At 70.6% G+C, this 16,592-nt stretch carries 17 protein-coding genes; 9 read left to right on the top strand and 8 right to left on the bottom strand.

The window, feature by feature from the left end:
- Positions 1 to 36: 36 nt before the first annotated feature.
- Positions 37 to 1,176, bottom strand: a complete 1,140-nt coding sequence (gene rffA, locus ACQP06_RS23300; RefSeq protein ID WP_433666604.1) for a dTDP-4-amino-4,6-dideoxygalactose transaminase — start codon at positions 1,174 to 1,176, stop codon at positions 37 to 39.
- Positions 1,173 to 2,204, bottom strand: a complete 1,032-nt coding sequence (locus tag ACQP06_RS23295; RefSeq protein ID WP_357097148.1) for a glycosyltransferase — start codon at positions 2,202 to 2,204, stop codon at positions 1,173 to 1,175. Before ACQP06_RS23295 ends, rffA begins: the two co-directional genes overlap by 4 nt.
- A gap of 422 nt (positions 2,205 to 2,626) precedes the next feature.
- Between ACQP06_RS23295 and ACQP06_RS23290 the strand changes: the two genes are divergently transcribed.
- Genes ACQP06_RS23290 through ACQP06_RS23280 form a run of 3 tightly spaced genes read left to right on the top strand, consistent with a single transcriptional unit; the run spans position 2,627 to position 5,569 of the window.
- On the top strand, positions 2,627 to 4,861 hold the full coding sequence (locus ACQP06_RS23290) for a hypothetical protein (RefSeq protein ID WP_433673412.1): 2,235 nt from the start codon (positions 2,627 to 2,629) through the stop codon (positions 4,859 to 4,861).
- Complete coding sequence (locus tag ACQP06_RS23285; protein WP_433666602.1) at positions 4,858 to 5,337, top strand: GtrA family protein; 480 nt, start codon at positions 4,858 to 4,860, stop codon at positions 5,335 to 5,337. Before ACQP06_RS23290 ends, ACQP06_RS23285 begins: the two co-directional genes overlap by 4 nt.
- A 10-nt stretch (positions 5,338 to 5,347) precedes the next feature.
- On the top strand, positions 5,348 to 5,569 hold the full coding sequence (locus ACQP06_RS23280; RefSeq protein WP_357097016.1) for a Trm112 family protein: 222 nt from the start codon (positions 5,348 to 5,350) through the stop codon (positions 5,567 to 5,569).
- Positions 5,570 to 5,587: 18 nt separating this feature from the next.
- On the opposite strand, the gene ACQP06_RS23275 is transcribed toward ACQP06_RS23280, so the two are convergent.
- Genes ACQP06_RS23275 through ACQP06_RS23265 form a run of 3 tightly spaced genes read right to left on the bottom strand, consistent with a single transcriptional unit; the run spans position 5,588 to position 7,721 of the window.
- A complete protein-coding gene (locus ACQP06_RS23275; protein WP_433666599.1) occupies positions 5,588 to 6,205 on the bottom strand; it encodes a TetR family transcriptional regulator in 618 nt (205 codons plus the stop codon).
- Positions 6,202 to 6,990 (bottom strand): ABC transporter permease, encoded by a 789-nt coding sequence (locus ACQP06_RS23270; protein WP_387309581.1) that lies wholly within the window; start codon positions 6,988 to 6,990, stop codon positions 6,202 to 6,204. The genes ACQP06_RS23275 and ACQP06_RS23270 overlap by 4 nt, the downstream gene beginning before the upstream one ends.
- Positions 6,987 to 7,721, bottom strand: a complete 735-nt coding sequence (locus ACQP06_RS23265; RefSeq protein WP_433666597.1) for an ABC transporter ATP-binding protein — start codon at positions 7,719 to 7,721, stop codon at positions 6,987 to 6,989. The genes ACQP06_RS23270 and ACQP06_RS23265 overlap by 4 nt, the downstream gene beginning before the upstream one ends.
- A 176-nt stretch (positions 7,722 to 7,897) precedes the next feature.
- On the opposite strand from ACQP06_RS23265, the gene ACQP06_RS23260 reads away from it, so the two are divergent.
- Complete coding sequence (locus tag ACQP06_RS23260) at positions 7,898 to 8,956, top strand: NAD-dependent epimerase/dehydratase family protein (RefSeq protein WP_433666595.1); 1,059 nt, start codon at positions 7,898 to 7,900, stop codon at positions 8,954 to 8,956.
- Positions 8,957 to 8,971: 15 nt separating this feature from the next.
- Here ACQP06_RS23260 and ACQP06_RS23255 read toward each other — a convergent pair whose 3' ends face one another.
- Positions 8,972 to 10,357, bottom strand: a complete 1,386-nt coding sequence (locus ACQP06_RS23255; protein WP_433666593.1) for a hypothetical protein — start codon at positions 10,355 to 10,357, stop codon at positions 8,972 to 8,974.
- A 125-nt stretch (positions 10,358 to 10,482) separates the two neighbouring features.
- Between ACQP06_RS23255 and ACQP06_RS23250 the strand changes: the two genes are divergently transcribed.
- From ACQP06_RS23250 to ACQP06_RS23235, 4 genes are read left to right on the top strand one after another with little or no spacing between them, the layout of a single operon-like run.
- The gene (locus ACQP06_RS23250) at positions 10,483 to 11,145 is read left to right on the top strand and encodes a glycosyltransferase family 2 protein (RefSeq protein WP_433666591.1); all 663 of its coding nucleotides are present in this window, start codon (positions 10,483 to 10,485) and stop codon (positions 11,143 to 11,145) included.
- Positions 11,142 to 11,855 carry a TIGR04282 family arsenosugar biosynthesis glycosyltransferase gene (locus ACQP06_RS23245; protein WP_433666589.1) on the top strand — a complete coding sequence of 238 codons (714 nt, stop codon included), beginning with the start codon at positions 11,142 to 11,144 and terminating at the stop codon, positions 11,853 to 11,855. The genes ACQP06_RS23250 and ACQP06_RS23245 overlap by 4 nt, the downstream gene beginning before the upstream one ends.
- Before the next feature lie 27 nt (positions 11,856 to 11,882).
- Complete coding sequence (locus ACQP06_RS23240) at positions 11,883 to 13,082, top strand: molybdopterin-dependent oxidoreductase (RefSeq protein ID WP_433666587.1); 1,200 nt, start codon at positions 11,883 to 11,885, stop codon at positions 13,080 to 13,082.
- A complete protein-coding gene (locus ACQP06_RS23235; protein ID WP_433666585.1) occupies positions 13,079 to 13,534 on the top strand; it encodes a hypothetical protein in 456 nt (151 codons plus the stop codon). Before ACQP06_RS23240 ends, ACQP06_RS23235 begins: the two co-directional genes overlap by 4 nt.
- On the opposite strand, the gene ACQP06_RS23230 is transcribed toward ACQP06_RS23235, so the two are convergent.
- Together ACQP06_RS23230 and ACQP06_RS23225 are read right to left on the bottom strand one after the other, a co-directional pair.
- Complete coding sequence (locus ACQP06_RS23230) at positions 13,458 to 14,492, bottom strand: sensor histidine kinase (protein WP_433666583.1); 1,035 nt, start codon at positions 14,490 to 14,492, stop codon at positions 13,458 to 13,460. The genes ACQP06_RS23235 and ACQP06_RS23230 overlap by 77 nt on opposite strands.
- The gene (locus ACQP06_RS23225) at positions 14,482 to 15,180 is read right to left on the bottom strand and encodes a response regulator transcription factor (RefSeq protein WP_433666581.1); all 699 of its coding nucleotides are present in this window, start codon (positions 15,178 to 15,180) and stop codon (positions 14,482 to 14,484) included. The genes ACQP06_RS23230 and ACQP06_RS23225 overlap by 11 nt, the downstream gene beginning before the upstream one ends.
- 186 nt (positions 15,181 to 15,366) lie before the next feature.
- Here ACQP06_RS23225 and ACQP06_RS23220 point away from each other — a divergent pair, with 186 nt between their 5' ends.
- Positions 15,367 to 16,575: a low temperature requirement protein A gene (locus ACQP06_RS23220; RefSeq protein WP_433666579.1), complete on the top strand. Its 1,209-nt coding sequence runs from the start codon at positions 15,367 to 15,369 to the stop codon at positions 16,573 to 16,575.
- Positions 16,576 to 16,592 lie beyond the last annotated feature (17 nt).

The following is a 16,592-nucleotide window of genomic DNA, read 5'->3' as shown; positions in this document are numbered from 1 at the left end:
CGGTACCAGATAGCCGATTCCGGTCGCTGCCGGGCGCTAGACGGCGAAGCTCGTGACGCCCTCGACGACCCGGGTCAGCTGTGCCTCGGTGAGCCCCGGCCACAGCGGCAGCCGGACCAGGGTGGCCGAGAACTCGGCGCTGCGCACACACGGGTTCGGCGTGCGGCCCAGCTTCAAACCGGCGGGGGAGGAGTCCAGGGGCACGTAGTGGAACGGGGCCACGATGCCCAGACCCGACAGATGCGCGATGAGCGCGTCCCGGCGGTCCTCCGTCGGGACCCGCAGGTAGTACAGGTGCGCCGTGTGCTCCCGGTCCGACGGCACCGACATCAGCCGAATGTCGTTGCGGGCGGCCCAGTCCGGCAGCGTCGCCGCGTAGTGGTCCCACACCCGGTGCCGGTTGCGCTGGATGGTGTCGAACTCCGCCAGCTGCGCGTCCAGCACCGCCGCGTTCAATTCACTGGGCAGATACGAGGATCCGATGTCCTGCCACGAGTACTTGTCCACCGCGCCGCGCAGGAACCGCGCCCGGTCGGTGCCCTTCTCGCGAATGATCTCCGCGCGCGCCATGAGGATCTCGTCGGTGAGCAGCACCGCGCCGCCCTCACCGCAGTGCACGTTCTTGGTGTCGTGGAACGACAGAGCGCCGACCGTGCCGATGCTGCCCAGCGGACGGCCGCGGTAGGAACCGCCCAGACCGTGCGCGTTGTCCTCGATGATGGCGAAGCCGTGCGCGTCCGCCAGCCGTTGCAGCCCTTCCATGTCCGCGGCCACACCGCCGTAGTGGATGACCACCACGGCCTTGGTGCGCGGCGTGACCGCCGCGGCCACCGACTCCGGGTCCAGACTGCCGGTCGCGAGATCGATGTCGGCGAACACCACGGTGGAGCCGCGCAACGCCATCGAGGTGGCGGTCGAGGTGAACGCGAAGCTCGGCACGATCACCTCGTCCTCGGGCCCGAGTTCCAGCAGCAGCCCGGCCATTTCGAGCGCGTGCGTACAGGACGTGGTCAGCAGCGCGTGCGGCGCGCCGGTGATGTCGCGCAGCTTCGCGGTCGCCGCGGCGGTGAACGGACCGTCGCCGTGGCTGTGATCCGACGTCAGCACGGCCTCCACATTCGGCAGCTCGCGCGCGGCGCGGAACGGGCGGCTGAAGATGATGCGGTCACTGCTCACGCGCGGGGATCCCCCTCGATACCGTCGAAACGAGTTGCGGTGTGGCGGATTCCGGCGCCCACGCCCTGCTCCGGGCGCGGCGTCGGCGAATCCACCGTCAGATACAGGGGCTTACCGACCAGCACATGCAGTGCCACCCCGAGGTATTCGGCGATCAGGCCCAGCGAGAACAGCACCGCGCCCGAACACAGCAGCAGCACCGTCATCAGCGACGCCCAGCCCTCCGGGTCCCGGCCGCTGTTGGTGAGCGCGTGGTAGACCACCCAGCCCGCCATGCCGAGCCCGCCCAGCGCGAGCGTCACGCCCAGCATGCTGACCAGGCGCAGGCCGCGAGTTCCGCTGCACAGCACCATCTTCCAGAACAGCGAGAACAGCCGGCGGTAGTTGTAGCCGGACTCGTCGCGGCCCTCGGCGCGCAGCTGCACCGGCACCTGCGCCACCTCGCCCACCACCCAGGTGAGCGCCACGTCCAGGTAGACGCCGTTGGAGGCCACCCGGGCCAGCTGCCGCGCGATGTCGCCGCGGATCAGCCGGTAACTCTCGAAGCGGGTCGAGTCGGGGAAGGCGAACAGGGTGGCCAGCACCAACTTCGCCCCGCGCGAGGTGATGTTGCGCAGGAAGCCGTGCGGGCGGGTGTTGACCGGCTTGGAGTAGACCAGATCGGCGCGCTCGGTGAGGGCGGCGTCGAGGAAGTCGGCGATGAACGCCGGATCGTGCTGACCGTCCTCGTCCATGGTGACCGTCCAGTCGCCCTGGGCGGCGGCCATGCCCGCGATGGTGGCGGCGTCCTGACCGTAGTTACGGCTCAGCCACACCACCCGCACCTGCGGGTAGGTCTCGGCGAGTTCGCGCAGCACCACATCGGAGCGGTCGGGGCCGTGATCGTGCACCAGCACGATCTCCTCGACCCGGAAGCTCGCGCCGCGCGGCGTGGTCACCGGCTCGCCGAGCTTGTCCAGTTCACTGACCAGCGAGGCGATGGTGTCCTCACCGCGGTACACGGGCACCACGACGGAGACCGCGTGCACCCGCGCCGGGCGCTCGCCGGAGGTCACGCTGGGGTCGCTCGCGTAGGTGCGGGCGGACGGAATCGGCATCAGCTGAATGTACTTTCGATGACGGAGTGCGCCGGAACTCCACACCGGAAACCGGAGCCCGAGCCGCCGTGAACTCTAACACGCTGCTCGGCGCGGCATTCGGCGCGAAGTGTCGACATCCGCCCATCATTCCCCATCCCCGCCGGAGGCGACGGATCGGCGTAAGCGGGATGGACGCCCGCCCGCTCGGGCCGCCGTCGGAAGTGCCCCGCCGCCACGGCGTAAGTGCCATCGACAGCACCGCCCTGTAGGGTCTGGAACTCGTGGTGGACAGCTCAGTTTCCCAGGCGGTCGGGGCCGCCGAATCCGGGCCGGACGAAGACGACGCGGCGCGCCGCGCGACCCGGCGTGAGATGTATCGCTGGGGCGGCGTGACCGTCCTCGGCGTGATCCTCGGCTACCTGGCCGTGGTGCTGGCCAACCCCCGCCACTTCTTCACCGACGACACCGAATCCCAGTACACCGGACTGTGGGTGTTCTTCGGCCGCGCCTTCCGCGACGGCCACTTCCCGCTGCTGCAGCCCCAGCAGTGGATGACCGGCAACTACACCAATGAGGAAGCGGGACTGTTCAACCCGCCGCAGCTGCTGATCGACCTGATCGCGCCCTCGGTGCCGAACCTGGCCCTCTACGCCACCATCGTGAAGGCGATCTACGCGATCATCACCGGGCTCGGCGTGTACCGCGTCTGCCTGGCGTACGGCGCGCGCCCGCAGTGGGCGGCGGTCGCCGGCGTGGCCATGCCGTTCACCGGATTCTTCCTGTTCTTCGACGAGGCCAGCTGGTTCACCGCCATGGCGGGCACCGCGTGGATGATCCACGCCTGGGCGTCCTCGGAGCGCTACCTGCGCGGCCAGGGCGGTCCGATCCCGGTCTTCGTCTACCTGTACCTGGCCATCTCGGTGCAGTACGTGTTCCCCGCGGTCGAGGCCGTGCTCATGCTCATCGCGGTGGCCGTCGGCTTCCTGGTGTGCCGGGGACCGCGCACCTGGCCGCAGTGGCGCGCCGCGTTCGCCCCGCTGCTGCGCCTGGCCGCCGCCGCGGGCTGCGCGGGCGCGGCGGGCCTGCTGACCTTCCTGCCGTCGATGCTGTCGGCGCAGGTGAGCTGGCGCGGCAATTCGCAGATCAATAACGACCAGTTCCTGACGGTGCCGTGGTCGGAGTCGCTGAACGCGAGCCTGCCCACCACCATGCCCGCGTTCAACTCGTGGTGGGGTTATGTGCAGCCGCTGCCCATGACCTACATCGCCTGGTTCCTGATCCCGGCGCTGGCCTTCGTGGACTGGAAGGCGGCGCAGAAGCACTGGAAGCAGTTCGTCGCCATCGCCCTGTTCGCCTTGATGGCGCTGATGTGGACCGCCGGGCCCGGCACCGTCGGCCCGCTGCGCTGGCCCGCCCGCGTGCTGCCCATGCTGGCGCTCGGGCTGCTGGTCCTGGTGTGCGTGCTGCTGGGTCGCTTCGCCACGCTGAAGGACCGCAACAACCGGATCATCGCCGCGCTGGTGCTGGTTCTCGCGCTGTGGGTGCGCACCTTCTCCGCCGACCCGCACCAGGTGCTGTGGCACCTGGGCTCGGCCGCGGTCGTGATCGCGCTCGGCTTCGGGGTGGTGTGGCTGGGCCGCACCCGCGGCGCGTCCGGGGCCGCGGCACTGGTGATCGCCGCCATGGTGCCGATCGCGTGGTTCCAGGTGTGGTGGGTGCAGCCCACCCCGATGTCGTGGAACCTGCCCGCCAACCGCAGCGAGGCCATGGCCGCGTTCCCGAAGTTCTCCGGCGGCACCACCATTCAGCTCGCCGAACGCGGCCTGCTGCAGCCCGCCGACAAGAGCCTCGAAGGGGCGTACGGATCGCTGGTGTGGGGCAACTACGCCAAGGACCTGGAGAAGGACTACGTCAACGGGTACACCCCCAACGGGCACTTCTACTTCGGCGAGATGCTCTGCATGCGGTGGGATTCCAGCGTCTGCCCCGACGCCTACAAGCGCCTGTTCAGCCCCGAGTCGACCACCGGCCGCATTCTGGCCGACCTCATGCTCATCGACCGGGTGGTGCTGCAGAAGGCCATGCTCCCCGACGCCGGTGACCAGCCCGCCCCCGAGGGCTGGCATTTCGTGGACGTCCCGGGCCACGAGAAGTACATCTGGGTGCTCGAACGCGACAACGGCCCGATCTCCACGGTCAACGGCCGCGTCGGCGACGCCCACGATGTCACCGCCACCTCGATCGAGGACACCGACACCACCAGCCGGGTGCGCGTGTCCTCGGAGACCGGCGGCCGCGTCACCTTCGCCCGCCTGGGCTGGCCCGGCTACCGGGTCACTCTGAACGGCAAGACCATCCCGTTCCACACCGTGTCGAAAGTCTTCGTCGCCGTGGACATTCCGGCCGGCACCGACAGTGCCGAACTGGAACTGAGCTGGCGCCCGCCGGGCTGGAAGATCGGAATCGCCGGCGCCGGAGCCGGACTCGTCGGCGTGGGCCTGCTGCAGTGGCTCTACATCCGCTCCCGCCGCCGCGGCGCGGACGCGCCCGCCGTCGAACAGCTCGACGACGACCAGGATCGCGAACTGGTGGGTTCGGGGCGGTGACCGAGACCCAGCTGCCCGCCGAGGGCGCGCCCGCCGGGCCGCTGCTGCGGCTGGTGCGCCGCCAGGAGGTGGCCTTCGCGCTGGTCGGCGGGTTCAACACGCTGATGGGCATGGTGCTCACCATCTTCTGGCTGACCGTGCTCGGCGACGCGGTGTCCAAGGATGTCGCCGCCGCCCTGTCGGTGGCGCTGGCCTACGCGGTCGGCATGGTGATCGCCTTCGCCCTGCACCGCACCCTGGTGTTCCGGGTGCGCGGCCACCTGCTGCGCGACTTCGTGGCCTTCGTCGGCGTGAACGCGGTCGGCATGGTGCTGAACATGGTGCTGTTGCAGCTGGCCGTCTCGCTGCTGCACGCCCCGGCCAAACCGGCCGCGGTCGTGGTCATGAGCCTGGTCGCGGTGGCCAGCTTCTTCGGCCACCGCCACATCAGCTTCCGCCGCCCCGCCGATTCCGTCGCCGCGCCGCCCGACCGGTAGGTTGTCGGACATGTCGGAGGAAATCCTGGACCCCACCCTGCTGACCCTGCTGGCCTGCCCGCAGGACAAGGGCCCCCTGCAGCTGGTCCACACCGCCACCGGTGACACCGTGCTCTACAACCCCCGCCTGCGCCGCGCCTACCCGGTCGACAACGGCATCCCGGTCCTGCTCGTGGACGAGGCCCGCGACGTCTCCGACGACGAGCACACCCTGTTCCTGGGTCAGGACTGATCCCGGCCCGGAGTTCGCTCAGCCCGCGGTGAGCCCGTCGAGGTCCGCGGTGAAGTAGCGCTGCAGCGTGGGACCGATGGTGGTGGCCAGCTGGTCGATCGGCATCGAGGCGATCGGTTCCAGCCGCAGGATCTTGCGGGTCACCAGCAGCCCCGCGAGCTGCGAGGCCGCCAGGACCGCGCGTTGCGCGCCGGTGCCGGGCGGCGAATCCACGCGCGGGCGAATCTCTTTCAGCACCACCTCCAGCAGGAAGGTGCGCGCCAGCGTGGGATCGTCGCTGGCGAGCATGCTGCGGAAGGCGGCGACGGCGGGCATCCCGATGGGGGAGTCCCAGATGCCGACCACCGTCCGGATGATGTGCTCGCCGAGCTGTTCCAGGGGGACCACGGCGAATCCGGCCAGGATCTCCTGCGGGTCGATCGGCAATTGCAGTGCCGCCGCGAACAATTGGTGCTTGGTGCCGAAATAGTGGTGCACCAGCGCCGGATCCACGGCGGCCGCCGTCGCGATCGACCGGATGGAGGCCTTGTCGAAGCCGACCTCGGCGAACCGCACCCGGGCGGCGTCGAGAATCGCCTCCCGGGTGCCGGAGTTGCCGGGCCGGCGGCCGCTGCGTGTGCCGGAACTACCCGTCACGCGGTCCGCCGACGTAGGGTCGCGGCCGCCAGCACCAGTGCCACCGCGGCGAACACGGCCACGATCAGGATGTCGCGCCACATCTGGCCGGTCGCTCCGGTGTGCGTCGACACCTGCTCGAGCGCGTCGACGGCGTAGCTCAGCGGCAGCACATTGCTGATCGCCTCCAGCCAGCTCGGCAGCTGACCGCGCGGCACCAGCAGCCCGCACAGGAAGAACTGCGGCAGCACGATCACCGGCATGAACTGCACGGCCTGGAACTCGGTGCGGGCGAACGCGCTCGCCAGCAGGCCCAGCGCGACGCCGAGCACCGCGTCGATCACCGCGATCAGCACCACCAGCGCGGGACTGCCCGCCGCGTTCAGGCCCAGCAGCCAGAACGCCACCAGGCACGCCACCCCGGCCTGCGCGGCCGCCGCGATGGAGAACGCGGTGCCGTACCCGGCCAGCAGATCCAGCTTGGACAGCGGGGTGGTCATCAGCCGTTCGAGGGTGCCCGAGACCCGTTCGCGCTGCATGGCGATGGCGGTGATCAGGAACATGACCACGAACGGCAGGATGCCGAGCATGGTGATGCCGATCCGGTCGAACAGCCGGGGCGCGCCGGGCATCATCGGATAGTTCTTGTACACGAAATACAGCAGCGTCATGAGCAGCGCGGGCACCAGCACGATCATGGCGACGGTGCGGTGGTCGGCGCGCAACTGCCGCAGGATGCGCACGGTGGTGGCGGTGTAGCAGCCCAGCGGGCGCGGGCCCGCCGGGCGCGAAAGGGTCGCGGTCACAGCTCTTCTCCCATCCGGATCAGCTTCAGGAAGGCGTTCTCCAGACTGGATTCGCCGGTGTCGGAACGCAATTCGGCGGGGGTGAGCTGGGCCAGCAGGCGGCCTTCGCGCATGAGCAGCAGCCGGTCGCAGTGTTCGGCCTCGTCCATGACGTGACTGGACACCAGCAGGGTCCGGCCCTGTTCGGCGAGCGCGTCGAACTGCTCCCACAGATCCGCGCGCAGCACGGGGTCCAGGCCGACGGTCGGCTCGTCGAGTACCAGCAGTTCCGGATCGGCCACCAGCGCGCAGGCCAGGGACACCCGGGTGCGCTGTCCGCCCGACAGCTCGCTGCCGCGATGGCCGGAGTGACTGCTCAAACCGACCGCGGCCAGCGCGGTGGCGACCTCGGCGCGCGAGGCGCCGTACAGCGCGCCGAAATACGCCACATTGTCGGCGACGGTGAGGTCGTCGTAGATGCTGGGCGCCTGGGTCACGTACCCGACCCGCCGCCGCAGCGTGCGCGATCCGGCCTCGTCGCCGAGCACCCGCACGGTGCCGGATTCGATGATCTGCGTGCCGACGATGCTGCGCATGAGCGTCGTCTTGCCGCACCCCGACGGTCCGAGGAGTCCGGTGATGCTGCCCTTGGGCACGGTCAGGGAGATGTTCTGCAGCACCTGATGCCCGCCGCGGCGCACTTCCAGGTGCTCGATGGCGATGGCGTCGGTGGTTGTCGCTGGTGCCGTCACGGTCACCCTCAATTCATCGAGTGTTGAATTCACTACGTGATGAATTGTGCGCCGGTCGGCGACGCGAGGCAAGACCCCCGCGTGTCGGCCCGCCGCGATCTGACCAAATCGTGACGAACCCGGCGACCTCGGCCGGTCCGGGCGCATTCCGGCGGCAGTGCGGCCAGAATCGCCGCATGCGTGTACTCCTGACCGGCGCAGCCGGATTCATCGGCTCGCACATCCACCGCGCGGCGCTCGCCGCCGGCCACGAGGTCGTCCCGGTCGACCTCATGCTCGCCGCCGCCCACGGCCGCGACGCCGTCCCGCCGCCCGGCATCGTCCCGGCCGACGTCCGCGACCCGGACGCCCTGGCCGAGCTGCTGACCGGCGTCGACGCGGTCTGCCACCAGGCGGCCGTGGTCGGGGCGGGGGTGAGCGCGCAGGACGCGCCCGCCTTCGCCAGCCACAACGACCTCGGCACCGCGGTCCTGCTCGCCGCCATGGACCGGGCCCGCTGCCGCCATCTGGTGCTGGCCTCGTCCATGGTGGTCTACGGCGAGGGCCGTTACGTCGACTCCGCGGGCGACCCGGTCGACCCGGCCCCGCGCACCCGCGCCGACCTCGACGCCGGGCGTTTCGACCACCGCGGCCCCGACGGGCGTCCGCTGTCCTGGGCGCCCATCGACGAGGACGCGCCGCTGCGGCCGCGCAGCCTCTACGCCGCCTCCAAGGTCGCGCAGGAGCACTACGCCACGGCCTGGGCCGCGGCCACCGGCGGCACCGTCACCGCCCTGCGCTACCACAATGTCTACGGACCCGACATGCCCAGGGACACACCGTATTCCGGTGTCGCCGCCATCTTCCGGTCGGCGCTCGAGGCGGGTGAGGCCCCGCGCGTCTTCGAGGACGGCACCCAGGCCCGCGATTTCGTGCACGTCCGCGATATCGCCGCCGCCAATGTGTCCGCCCTCGAACAGCCGCTGACGGCGTTCACCCCGCTCAATATCGCCTCGGGCATTCCCATCACGATCGGCGACGTGGCGGCCACCCTGGCCACCGCGTGCGGCGGCAAACAGCCGGTGGTGACCGGGGAATACCGCTCCGGCGATGTCCGCCACATCGTGGCCGGACCCGAACGGGCACGGCGCGCGCTGGGCTTCACCGCCGCCGTCACCCCGACCGCGGGCCTGGCCGAATTCTCGTCCGCGCCCTTGCGTGCCGCCTGCGGGGACGGAGCGCCCACCTGGCGGTGAATCCGCGTGCCGCGGTCACCAGTTCGTCAGGATCAGATGATTGACGATCAGCGCCCCCGCCGCCTGCGCCACGAGCCAGAACCGGGCACTGTGGCGGGGGAGCAGCGCGGTCGCCGCCAGCGCCCACACGTCGAACGGCAGCCAGATGCGTTCGGTCTCGGCCTTGCTGAGACCGCTGATGTCGGCGATCAGGATGGCGGTGAGCCCGGCCCCCGCCATCAGCGCGGCCGGATCGACGTGAGAACGCCAGCGCGACAACCATTCCCGTAGCGGACGCAGCGGCGGGATCTCCAGCTCGACCAGGACCCGGCAGCCGGCCGCGGCGGTGGCCAGACCCACCGCGCACACCGTCGCGGCCAGATTGCCCCACACCCAGTACCCGTACGGCCGCTCGTGCGCGATGCCCTGGTAGTACCGCTGCACCACCAGGTGATAGCCGGTGAACCACCAGAACCCGGCCGCCGCGAAAGCCGCCACCACCGCCAGCGCACCCGCGAGCGCGGGCAGCGCGGGCCGCAGCGAGCGCGCCAGCAGGACCGCCGCGGCCGGAATCGCCATCAGCACAAGGCCGTAACTGAGGAAGACGGTGAACCCGAACAGCACGCCCGACCCCAGCGCGGCCGCGATCCACCCCCGCTCCAGCCGGGTGGCGAGCGCCAGCAGCGCCACCGCCCACGCCGCCACGCCCGCGAACAAGCCGTCGGCGGAGACCCCGATCCAGATCGCCGCGGGCATCAGGGCCAGGAAAGGCGTCGCCGCGCGCGCCCGATGCTCGGCGCCCAAGGCCCGCAAGGTGAACGGCACCGCGGCCGCCGCGCTCGTCCCCACCACCAGGCACAACAGGCCCGCCCACGCCCCGCCGCCCAGCCCGATCCGGTCCAGCAGCACGAACACCAGCAGCGCCCCCGGCGGATGCCCGGACACGTGCGTGGTCCACGAGTCGGGCTGGAAATCCAGGATGCGGCCGGAGAATCCGCGCACCATGGCCCCGATGTCGTGCACCCCGCCGACCTCGTGCAGGTATTCGTCGTGGGTGGTGAGCCGCCCCGCGAAGCCCCGCTGCCAGCCGTCGATCATGGCCAGCGCGAACGCCCACGCCGCCGCCGTCGCCCAAGTCGCCAGCAGCAGCCGCCCGAACGAAAGCCGCCGCGCCAGCTCCGGTCCGAACCGCACCACCGCCGCCGCGATGGCCACCGCGGGGACCGTGCCCCAGCCCAGATGTGGGAGCCAGCCGCCGAAGAGCGGTGCGGCCCCGGCATAGAGCTTGTCCCGCCAGGGTTTGCCCTCGATTCGCGGAATCAGGAAGGCGGCCAGGACGAGAACGAAGGCCGCGAGTGCGCCGTAGCCGTCGACGCGAGTGGAGACGTAGCGCGCGACCCTCGTCGCGGAAGCGTTCGCCATGCCGGAAACCATAGGCCCCGAAACCCGCCGGAACTGTCCGGATCGCCATTCTTGCTGCTCCCGTCATACTTTCGTCATGCGTGTCCCGGGGGTCGAACGCCCCGATTGGGCTTACCGTCGAGGCCATGACCGAGTTGGACTCCGAGCCCGGGGTCACGGTGGTGATCCCCTGCCGGGACGAGGCGGAAGCCCTTCCCGGCGTACTGTCGGCAATTCCCATCGGGTACCGGGTGATCGTGGTGGACAACGGCTCCACCGACGGCACCGCGGCGGTGGCCCGCGCGGCGGGCGCCACCGTGGTGACCGAATCGAAGCCCGGATACGGCAGCGCCGTCCACGCCGGCGTCGATGCCGCCCGCACCGAACTGGTCGCCGTCCTCGACGGCGACGGCTCCCTCGACCCCGGCGAACTACCCCGGCTGGTGGCCGAATTCGTTCCCGGCGTCGACATGGTGGTCGGCCGCCGCCGCGCCGTCCCCGGCGCGCTGCCGGTGCACGCTCGAATCGGCAACTGGGCCTTCGCTTTCCGGCTGCGCCGCCGGTACGGCCTGCCGGTGCACGATATCGCCGCCATGCGCGTCACCCGCCGCGACCGATTGCAGGCGCTCGGCCACCTGCACTCCCGGTCCGGATATCCGCTGGCGTTGCTCACCGGCGCGGCCCGTGCGGGCTGGCTGGTGCTGGAGCGCGACATCACCTATCGGCCGCGGACTCACGGCGAGTCCAAGGTCTCCGGTTCCTGGCGCGGCACCTTGCGGGCCGCCCGCGACTTCTGGAGTGTGCGATGACCACCGAGATAGACCATGCCCCGCTCGACGACACCGTCCCCGCCGCCCTGCTCATCATGGCCAAATCACCCATTCCGGGCTTCGCCAAAACCCGCCTCACCCCGCAGTTCTCGCCGGTCGACGCCGCTTACCTGGCGGCCTGCGCCCTGCTCGACACCCTGGACGCGGTGCGCGAGAGCGGCATCCGCCACCCCGTCGTCGCCTGGACCGGTGACCTGGACCGGGCCGAGCGCTCGGTCGAACTGAACGCCGCCCTGCGCGAGGTGACCGTGATCCCGCAGCGCGGCGACAGCTTCGGCGAGCGCCTCGCCCACGCCCACGTCGACGCCGCCGAGTTCGGCGTGCCGGTGCTGCAGATCGGCATGGACACCCCGCAGGCCGACCCGGTCCTGCTCGCCCGCTCGGCCGCCCGCCTGGTCGCCACCGGCGACACCGTGCTCGGACCGGCCACCGACGGCGGCTGGTGGGCGCTGGGCCTGTCCAGTCCGCGAGCCGCGCACCTGCTGGCCGACATCCCCATGTCGACCGACCGCACCGGCGAACTCACCGCGACGGCCCTGCGGCACAGCGGATTACGGGTGCACGCGCTGCCCACGCTCACCGACGTCGACACCTACGCCGACGCCGTCTCGGTGGCGGCGGTGTCCCGAGGTCGCTTCGCTCGCGCCGTCACCGAGCTGGTGACCGCGAAAATGCCTGTCCCACTCTGATAATTCATTTCTCGAAAGGAGCCCGCGGTGTCGCCGAGCCAGCCCACCGAAACCGCGGACGCCGGTCCCGACCCGATCGAGCGGCCCGAACTGATACTCCCCGAGAGGCTTTCCCGCCGGTGGAGTCCGGGCCGCTCGACGGCCGTGGCCGCGCGCACCGGCCTGGCACTCGGGGCCGGAATCACCATCCTGTTCGTGACGGGGCTGATCAGCCACCTGATCCAGCATCCGCCCGACTGGTTCCGGTGGCCCGCCCACCCGGTGTGGCTGTATCGGCTCACCCAGGGCACGCACGTCACGGTCGGGGTCATGATGATCCCGCTGCTGCTGGTGAAACTCTGGTCGGTGTATCCGCGGTTCTTCATCAAACCGTCGCTGCGGCGCGGACTCCCGGAGGCGCTGGAGCGGTTGTCGGTGGCGGTGCTCATCGGCGCGGTGCTGTTCCAGATCGTGACGGGCCTGTTCAATACCGCTCAGTACTACCCGTGGAAGTTCTTCTTCACCACCACGCATCACGCCATGGCCTACGTGGCTTTCGGGGCCGTCGCCGTACACCTGGCGGTCAAGCTTCCCGTCGTGCGTCAGGCACTGTCGAGACCTGTCGACGAGCCCATTGATGAGGAAGTACCCCACGGTATTTCGCGCCGAGCCGTCTTGGCTGCTGCCGGGCTGGGCGCGGTGGTGACCGGTATCGCGGTGGTCGGGCAATCGGTTCCGTTCCTGCGCTGGGCGTCGCTGCTGGCCCCGCGCAGTGGCGAAGGACCGCAGGGAATTCCGATCAACAGGACGGCAGCGGCGGCGGCCGTCACCGAGACGGCTCGCTCGCCGCGGTACGCACTGACCGTCAAAGTCGGTGGCCGGGAAAGCGTCTTCTCCCGCGCCGAGCTCGAAGCCCTGCCGCAGTACGACAGCGCGCTACCGATCGCCTGCGTCGAGGGCTGGAGCGCCCAGGGCCGCTGGTCCGGCGTACGCCTGCGCGACCTGCTGGCCCGGGCCGGTGAATACGGCGGCGGCGATGTGCGTTTCGTGTCGCTGGAGACCACCGGCATCTACGGCTCCTCCGTGCTGCCGCACACCCACGTCGTGGATGCCGCCACCCTGATCGCGCTGCGTCTCAACGGCGAGGATCTGGCCCTCGACCACGGCTACCCCTGCCGTCTCATCGCCCCGAACCGGCCGGGCGTACTGCAGACCAAATGGCTGAGGACCATCGAGGAAATCGCATGACAGCCATTCGGATCCTGCTGGGCGCGTTCGGAATCGCCTGTGCCGCCTACGGTGTGGACCTGCTGCTGACAATGAGCACCACCGACCTGCGATCGATCGCGCTGTGGTTCGTCGGCGCGATCCTGGCCGAGAACCTGATCTTCGGCCCGGTCGCCGCCCTCGCGGGCACCCTCGGCCACTCCGCGCTCCCCGCCCGCTGGTGGCCCGTCTTCACCGTCGGCGCGTTCGTCAGCCTCGCCCTGATCCTGCTCGCGATCCCGGTCCTCGGCCGCGAGGGCGCGGTTCCCGGCAACGACACCATCCTGGACCGGAATTACACCGTCGGCCTGCTGATCTCGCTGACCGTGGTCTGGGCGGTGGCCGCCGCCTGCCTGCTCACCGCCGCCCGGCGGACTCCAGCAGCGGCAACCGGATCTCGAATCGCGCCCCCTCCGGACGGTTCCGCGCCGTGATGTCCCCGTGGTGCGCGGCCACCAGCCCGGCCGCGATGGCCAGCCCCATCCCGCTGCTGCTGCCCAATTCGGCGGCGCCGGGGGAGCGGGCGGAACTGCCGCGATAGGCGACCTCGAAGATGCGCGGCAGATCGGTCTCGGAAATGCCCGGCCCGGTGTCGTCGACCCGCGCCCACGCCTGCCCGTCCGCGGCGCCCGCCGACATGTCGATGCGCCCGCCGGGCGGGGTGTGCGCGATGGCATTGGCCACCAGGTTGGTCAGCACCCGGCCCAGCGCCCGCTCACTGCCCGCCACCAGCAGCTTGTCGGCGGGCTGGGTGGCGGACAAGGTGATTCCGGCGCGGGCGGCGGTGGGCTGATTGGTCGCCAGCACCTCGTCGATCACCTCGCGCAGATCCACCGGCTCCAAATGCAGTTGCAGCGCCCCGGCGTTGATCTTCGACATCTCGAACAGGTCGTCCACCATGGAAGAGAGCCGATTCGTCTCGCGCACGATCTGATCCGCGTACCGGCGCACCTCCTCCGGCCGCGTCACCACCCCGTCCTCGAGCGCCTCACCCATGGCGCGGATCCCCGCCAGCGGCGTCCGCAGATCATGGCTGACCCAGGCCACCAGCTCGCGCCGCGACCGTTCGGCGGCGCGCTCCTGCTCCAGCATCTCGCGCTCCCACACCGTGGCGCGGGCCTGCTCGCGGCCCAGCAGGATCGCCGCCGGCACGGTCACCGCGGTGACCACCGCCAGCACCACGGCGGTGCGCTCGAATTCGGCGCCGAACATCAGACCGCTCACCGCGACGACCCCGCACAGGGTGGCCAGCGTCGGAATCAGCACCAGCACGGCCATACTCGTGGTCATGGCACGACCGCGGGTGTAGCGCAGCAGCAGCGCGCCGATCACCACCACCGGCAGCGTGCCCGCCAGCGCGTACCCGATCAGGCCGGGCGTATCAGTCGGCATCGCCGGCCTCCGCGCCGAGATCGGCTCGGCCCCAAGCGTATCCGCGGCCCCACACCGTCTCGATGCGATGCGCGGCACCCAGCTTGGCCCGCAAGCGTTTGACGTGCACGGTGACCGTCGACAGATCCCCGAAGTTCCAGCCCCACACCTCCGCGAGGAGCTCCTGACGGCTGAACACCCGCCGCTGATGCGCGAGCAGGAAAGCCAGCAGATCGAATTCGCGCGCGGTCAGCTCGACCGATGCCCCGCCCGCCGTCACCGTCCGCGCCGCCCGATCCAGCTCCACCCCGTCACCGCGCAACACCTCCTCGGCCACCGGCTGCGGATGCGACCGCCGCAGCACCGACGCCACCCGCAACGCCAGCTCCCGTGGACTGAACGGCTTGGTCACGTAATCATCGGCGCCCGCCTGCAATCCGATCACCCGGTCGTCCTCCTCCCCGAGCGCGGTCAACAAGATGATCGGCAGCTCCGGACGCGCCCCCGCCCGCACCGCGCGCGTCAACTCGATCCCGTCGGGCCCCGGCATCATCACATCCAGCACCGCCAGATCGACATCGTCGCGCGCCAACGCCGCCGCGGTGGCCGCCCCGTCCGCGGTCTCCACCACCTCGAGCCCATCCCGCTCCAGATACCGCCGCACCACCTCCCGCACCACGGGATCGTCGTCCGCCACCAGAATCCGCATCGCCTCACAACTCCCGATCGACCTGCCACCCCGCACTCCACCCTAGGCGGCCGCCACACCGAAACCACCTGGTCGCGGCCATCTCACCGCACGCGTCATGGTTTCGTCATCCCGACGGGTTCACGCCGGGCGGCCGTGGGCGCGGCAAATGCGGCGGGGGAGGCGGTACGGCTCTACGATCTGCACGTGACCAGCGAAATGTCCGGTTCGGCGCGCGAGCTCGAGGCCGAAGGGGGACAGGTCCGGGCCTCGACCCTGGAACTGTTCTTCGACCTCGTGTTCGTCTTCACCATCACCCAGCTCACCCACGCCTTCACCCATCACCCGGGCTGGGCCGAACTCGGGCACGTGGCGCTGATGTTCGCCCTGATCTGGTGGATGTACAGCGGGTACGTGTTCCTCACCAACGAGGTCGCGCCGAACAGCTCCTCCCGGCGCACCTTCCTGCTGCTGGGCATGTTCGGGTTCTTCGTCATCGCCATCGCCATCCCGAGCGCGTTCGGCGGCTCCGGGCTGGCGTTCGGACTCGGATACCTGCTGGTGAACACGGTGCACAGCTTCATGTTCGCGACCTCCGGCGGCCAGGGAGCCAGCTCGGCGATGTGGCGGCTGGCGCCGCTCAACGGCCTGTCCGCGCTGCTGGTGCTGGCGGGCGGCATCACCCACGGCGGCCTGCGGACCGTGCTCTGGATGGTCGCCGTCGTGATCCAGGTGGTGTCGCCGTATCTGATCCGCGCCGAGGGATTCGCGGTGCGCCCCAGCCACTTCTGCGAACGGCACGGCCTGGTCGTGATCATCGCGCTGGGCGAATCCGTCATCGCCATCGGCGCGAACCTGACCGGCATGGACCTCACCGTCGGCCTGGTCGCGACCGCCGGCCTCGGCCTCACCCTCGGCTATGTGCTGTGGTGGGCCTACTTCGGCTTCGACGACGAACGCGGCGAACACGCCCTGCACGCGCTGCCCGGTCCGGCCCGCATCCGCCCGGCCGTCTATGCCTACGGCTATTCGTTGTTCGTGCTGATCCTCGGCATCATCCTGACCGCCGCGGGCATCTCGATGACCATCGCGCACGGCAACGAACCCGCGAGTACCGCCGCGGCCCTGGCCCTTTCGGGCGGCGTCGCCGTGTTCTTCGTCGGCCAGGCCCTGTTCCGGCTGGCGCTGAGCATTCCCCGGGCCTGGCTGCGGCTGGTCGGGGCGGTCGCGGTACTGGCCACCACGCCGCTGGGCATCGCCTGGGTGGCGTGGGGGCAGTTGGTGCTGCTGGTATTCGTCGCCTACGGCTTCGTCATCGCCGACGACGTCCTGCGCCTCCGCTCCGGCGAGCGCAGCGCCTACATTCCGACGGTGGACGCGGTCGGCTTCCGGATGCACCGCGGCAACGGGCGCTGACGCTCACCGCCGCGGCG

The sequence above is a fragment of the Nocardia sp. CA-136227 genome, from assembly GCF_050955695.1.
Lineage (GTDB): Bacteria > Actinomycetota > Actinomycetes > Mycobacteriales > Mycobacteriaceae > Nocardia.
The sequence above is the reverse complement of the archived record's forward strand: the minus strand, read 5'-3'. Positions and strand labels throughout refer to the sequence as shown.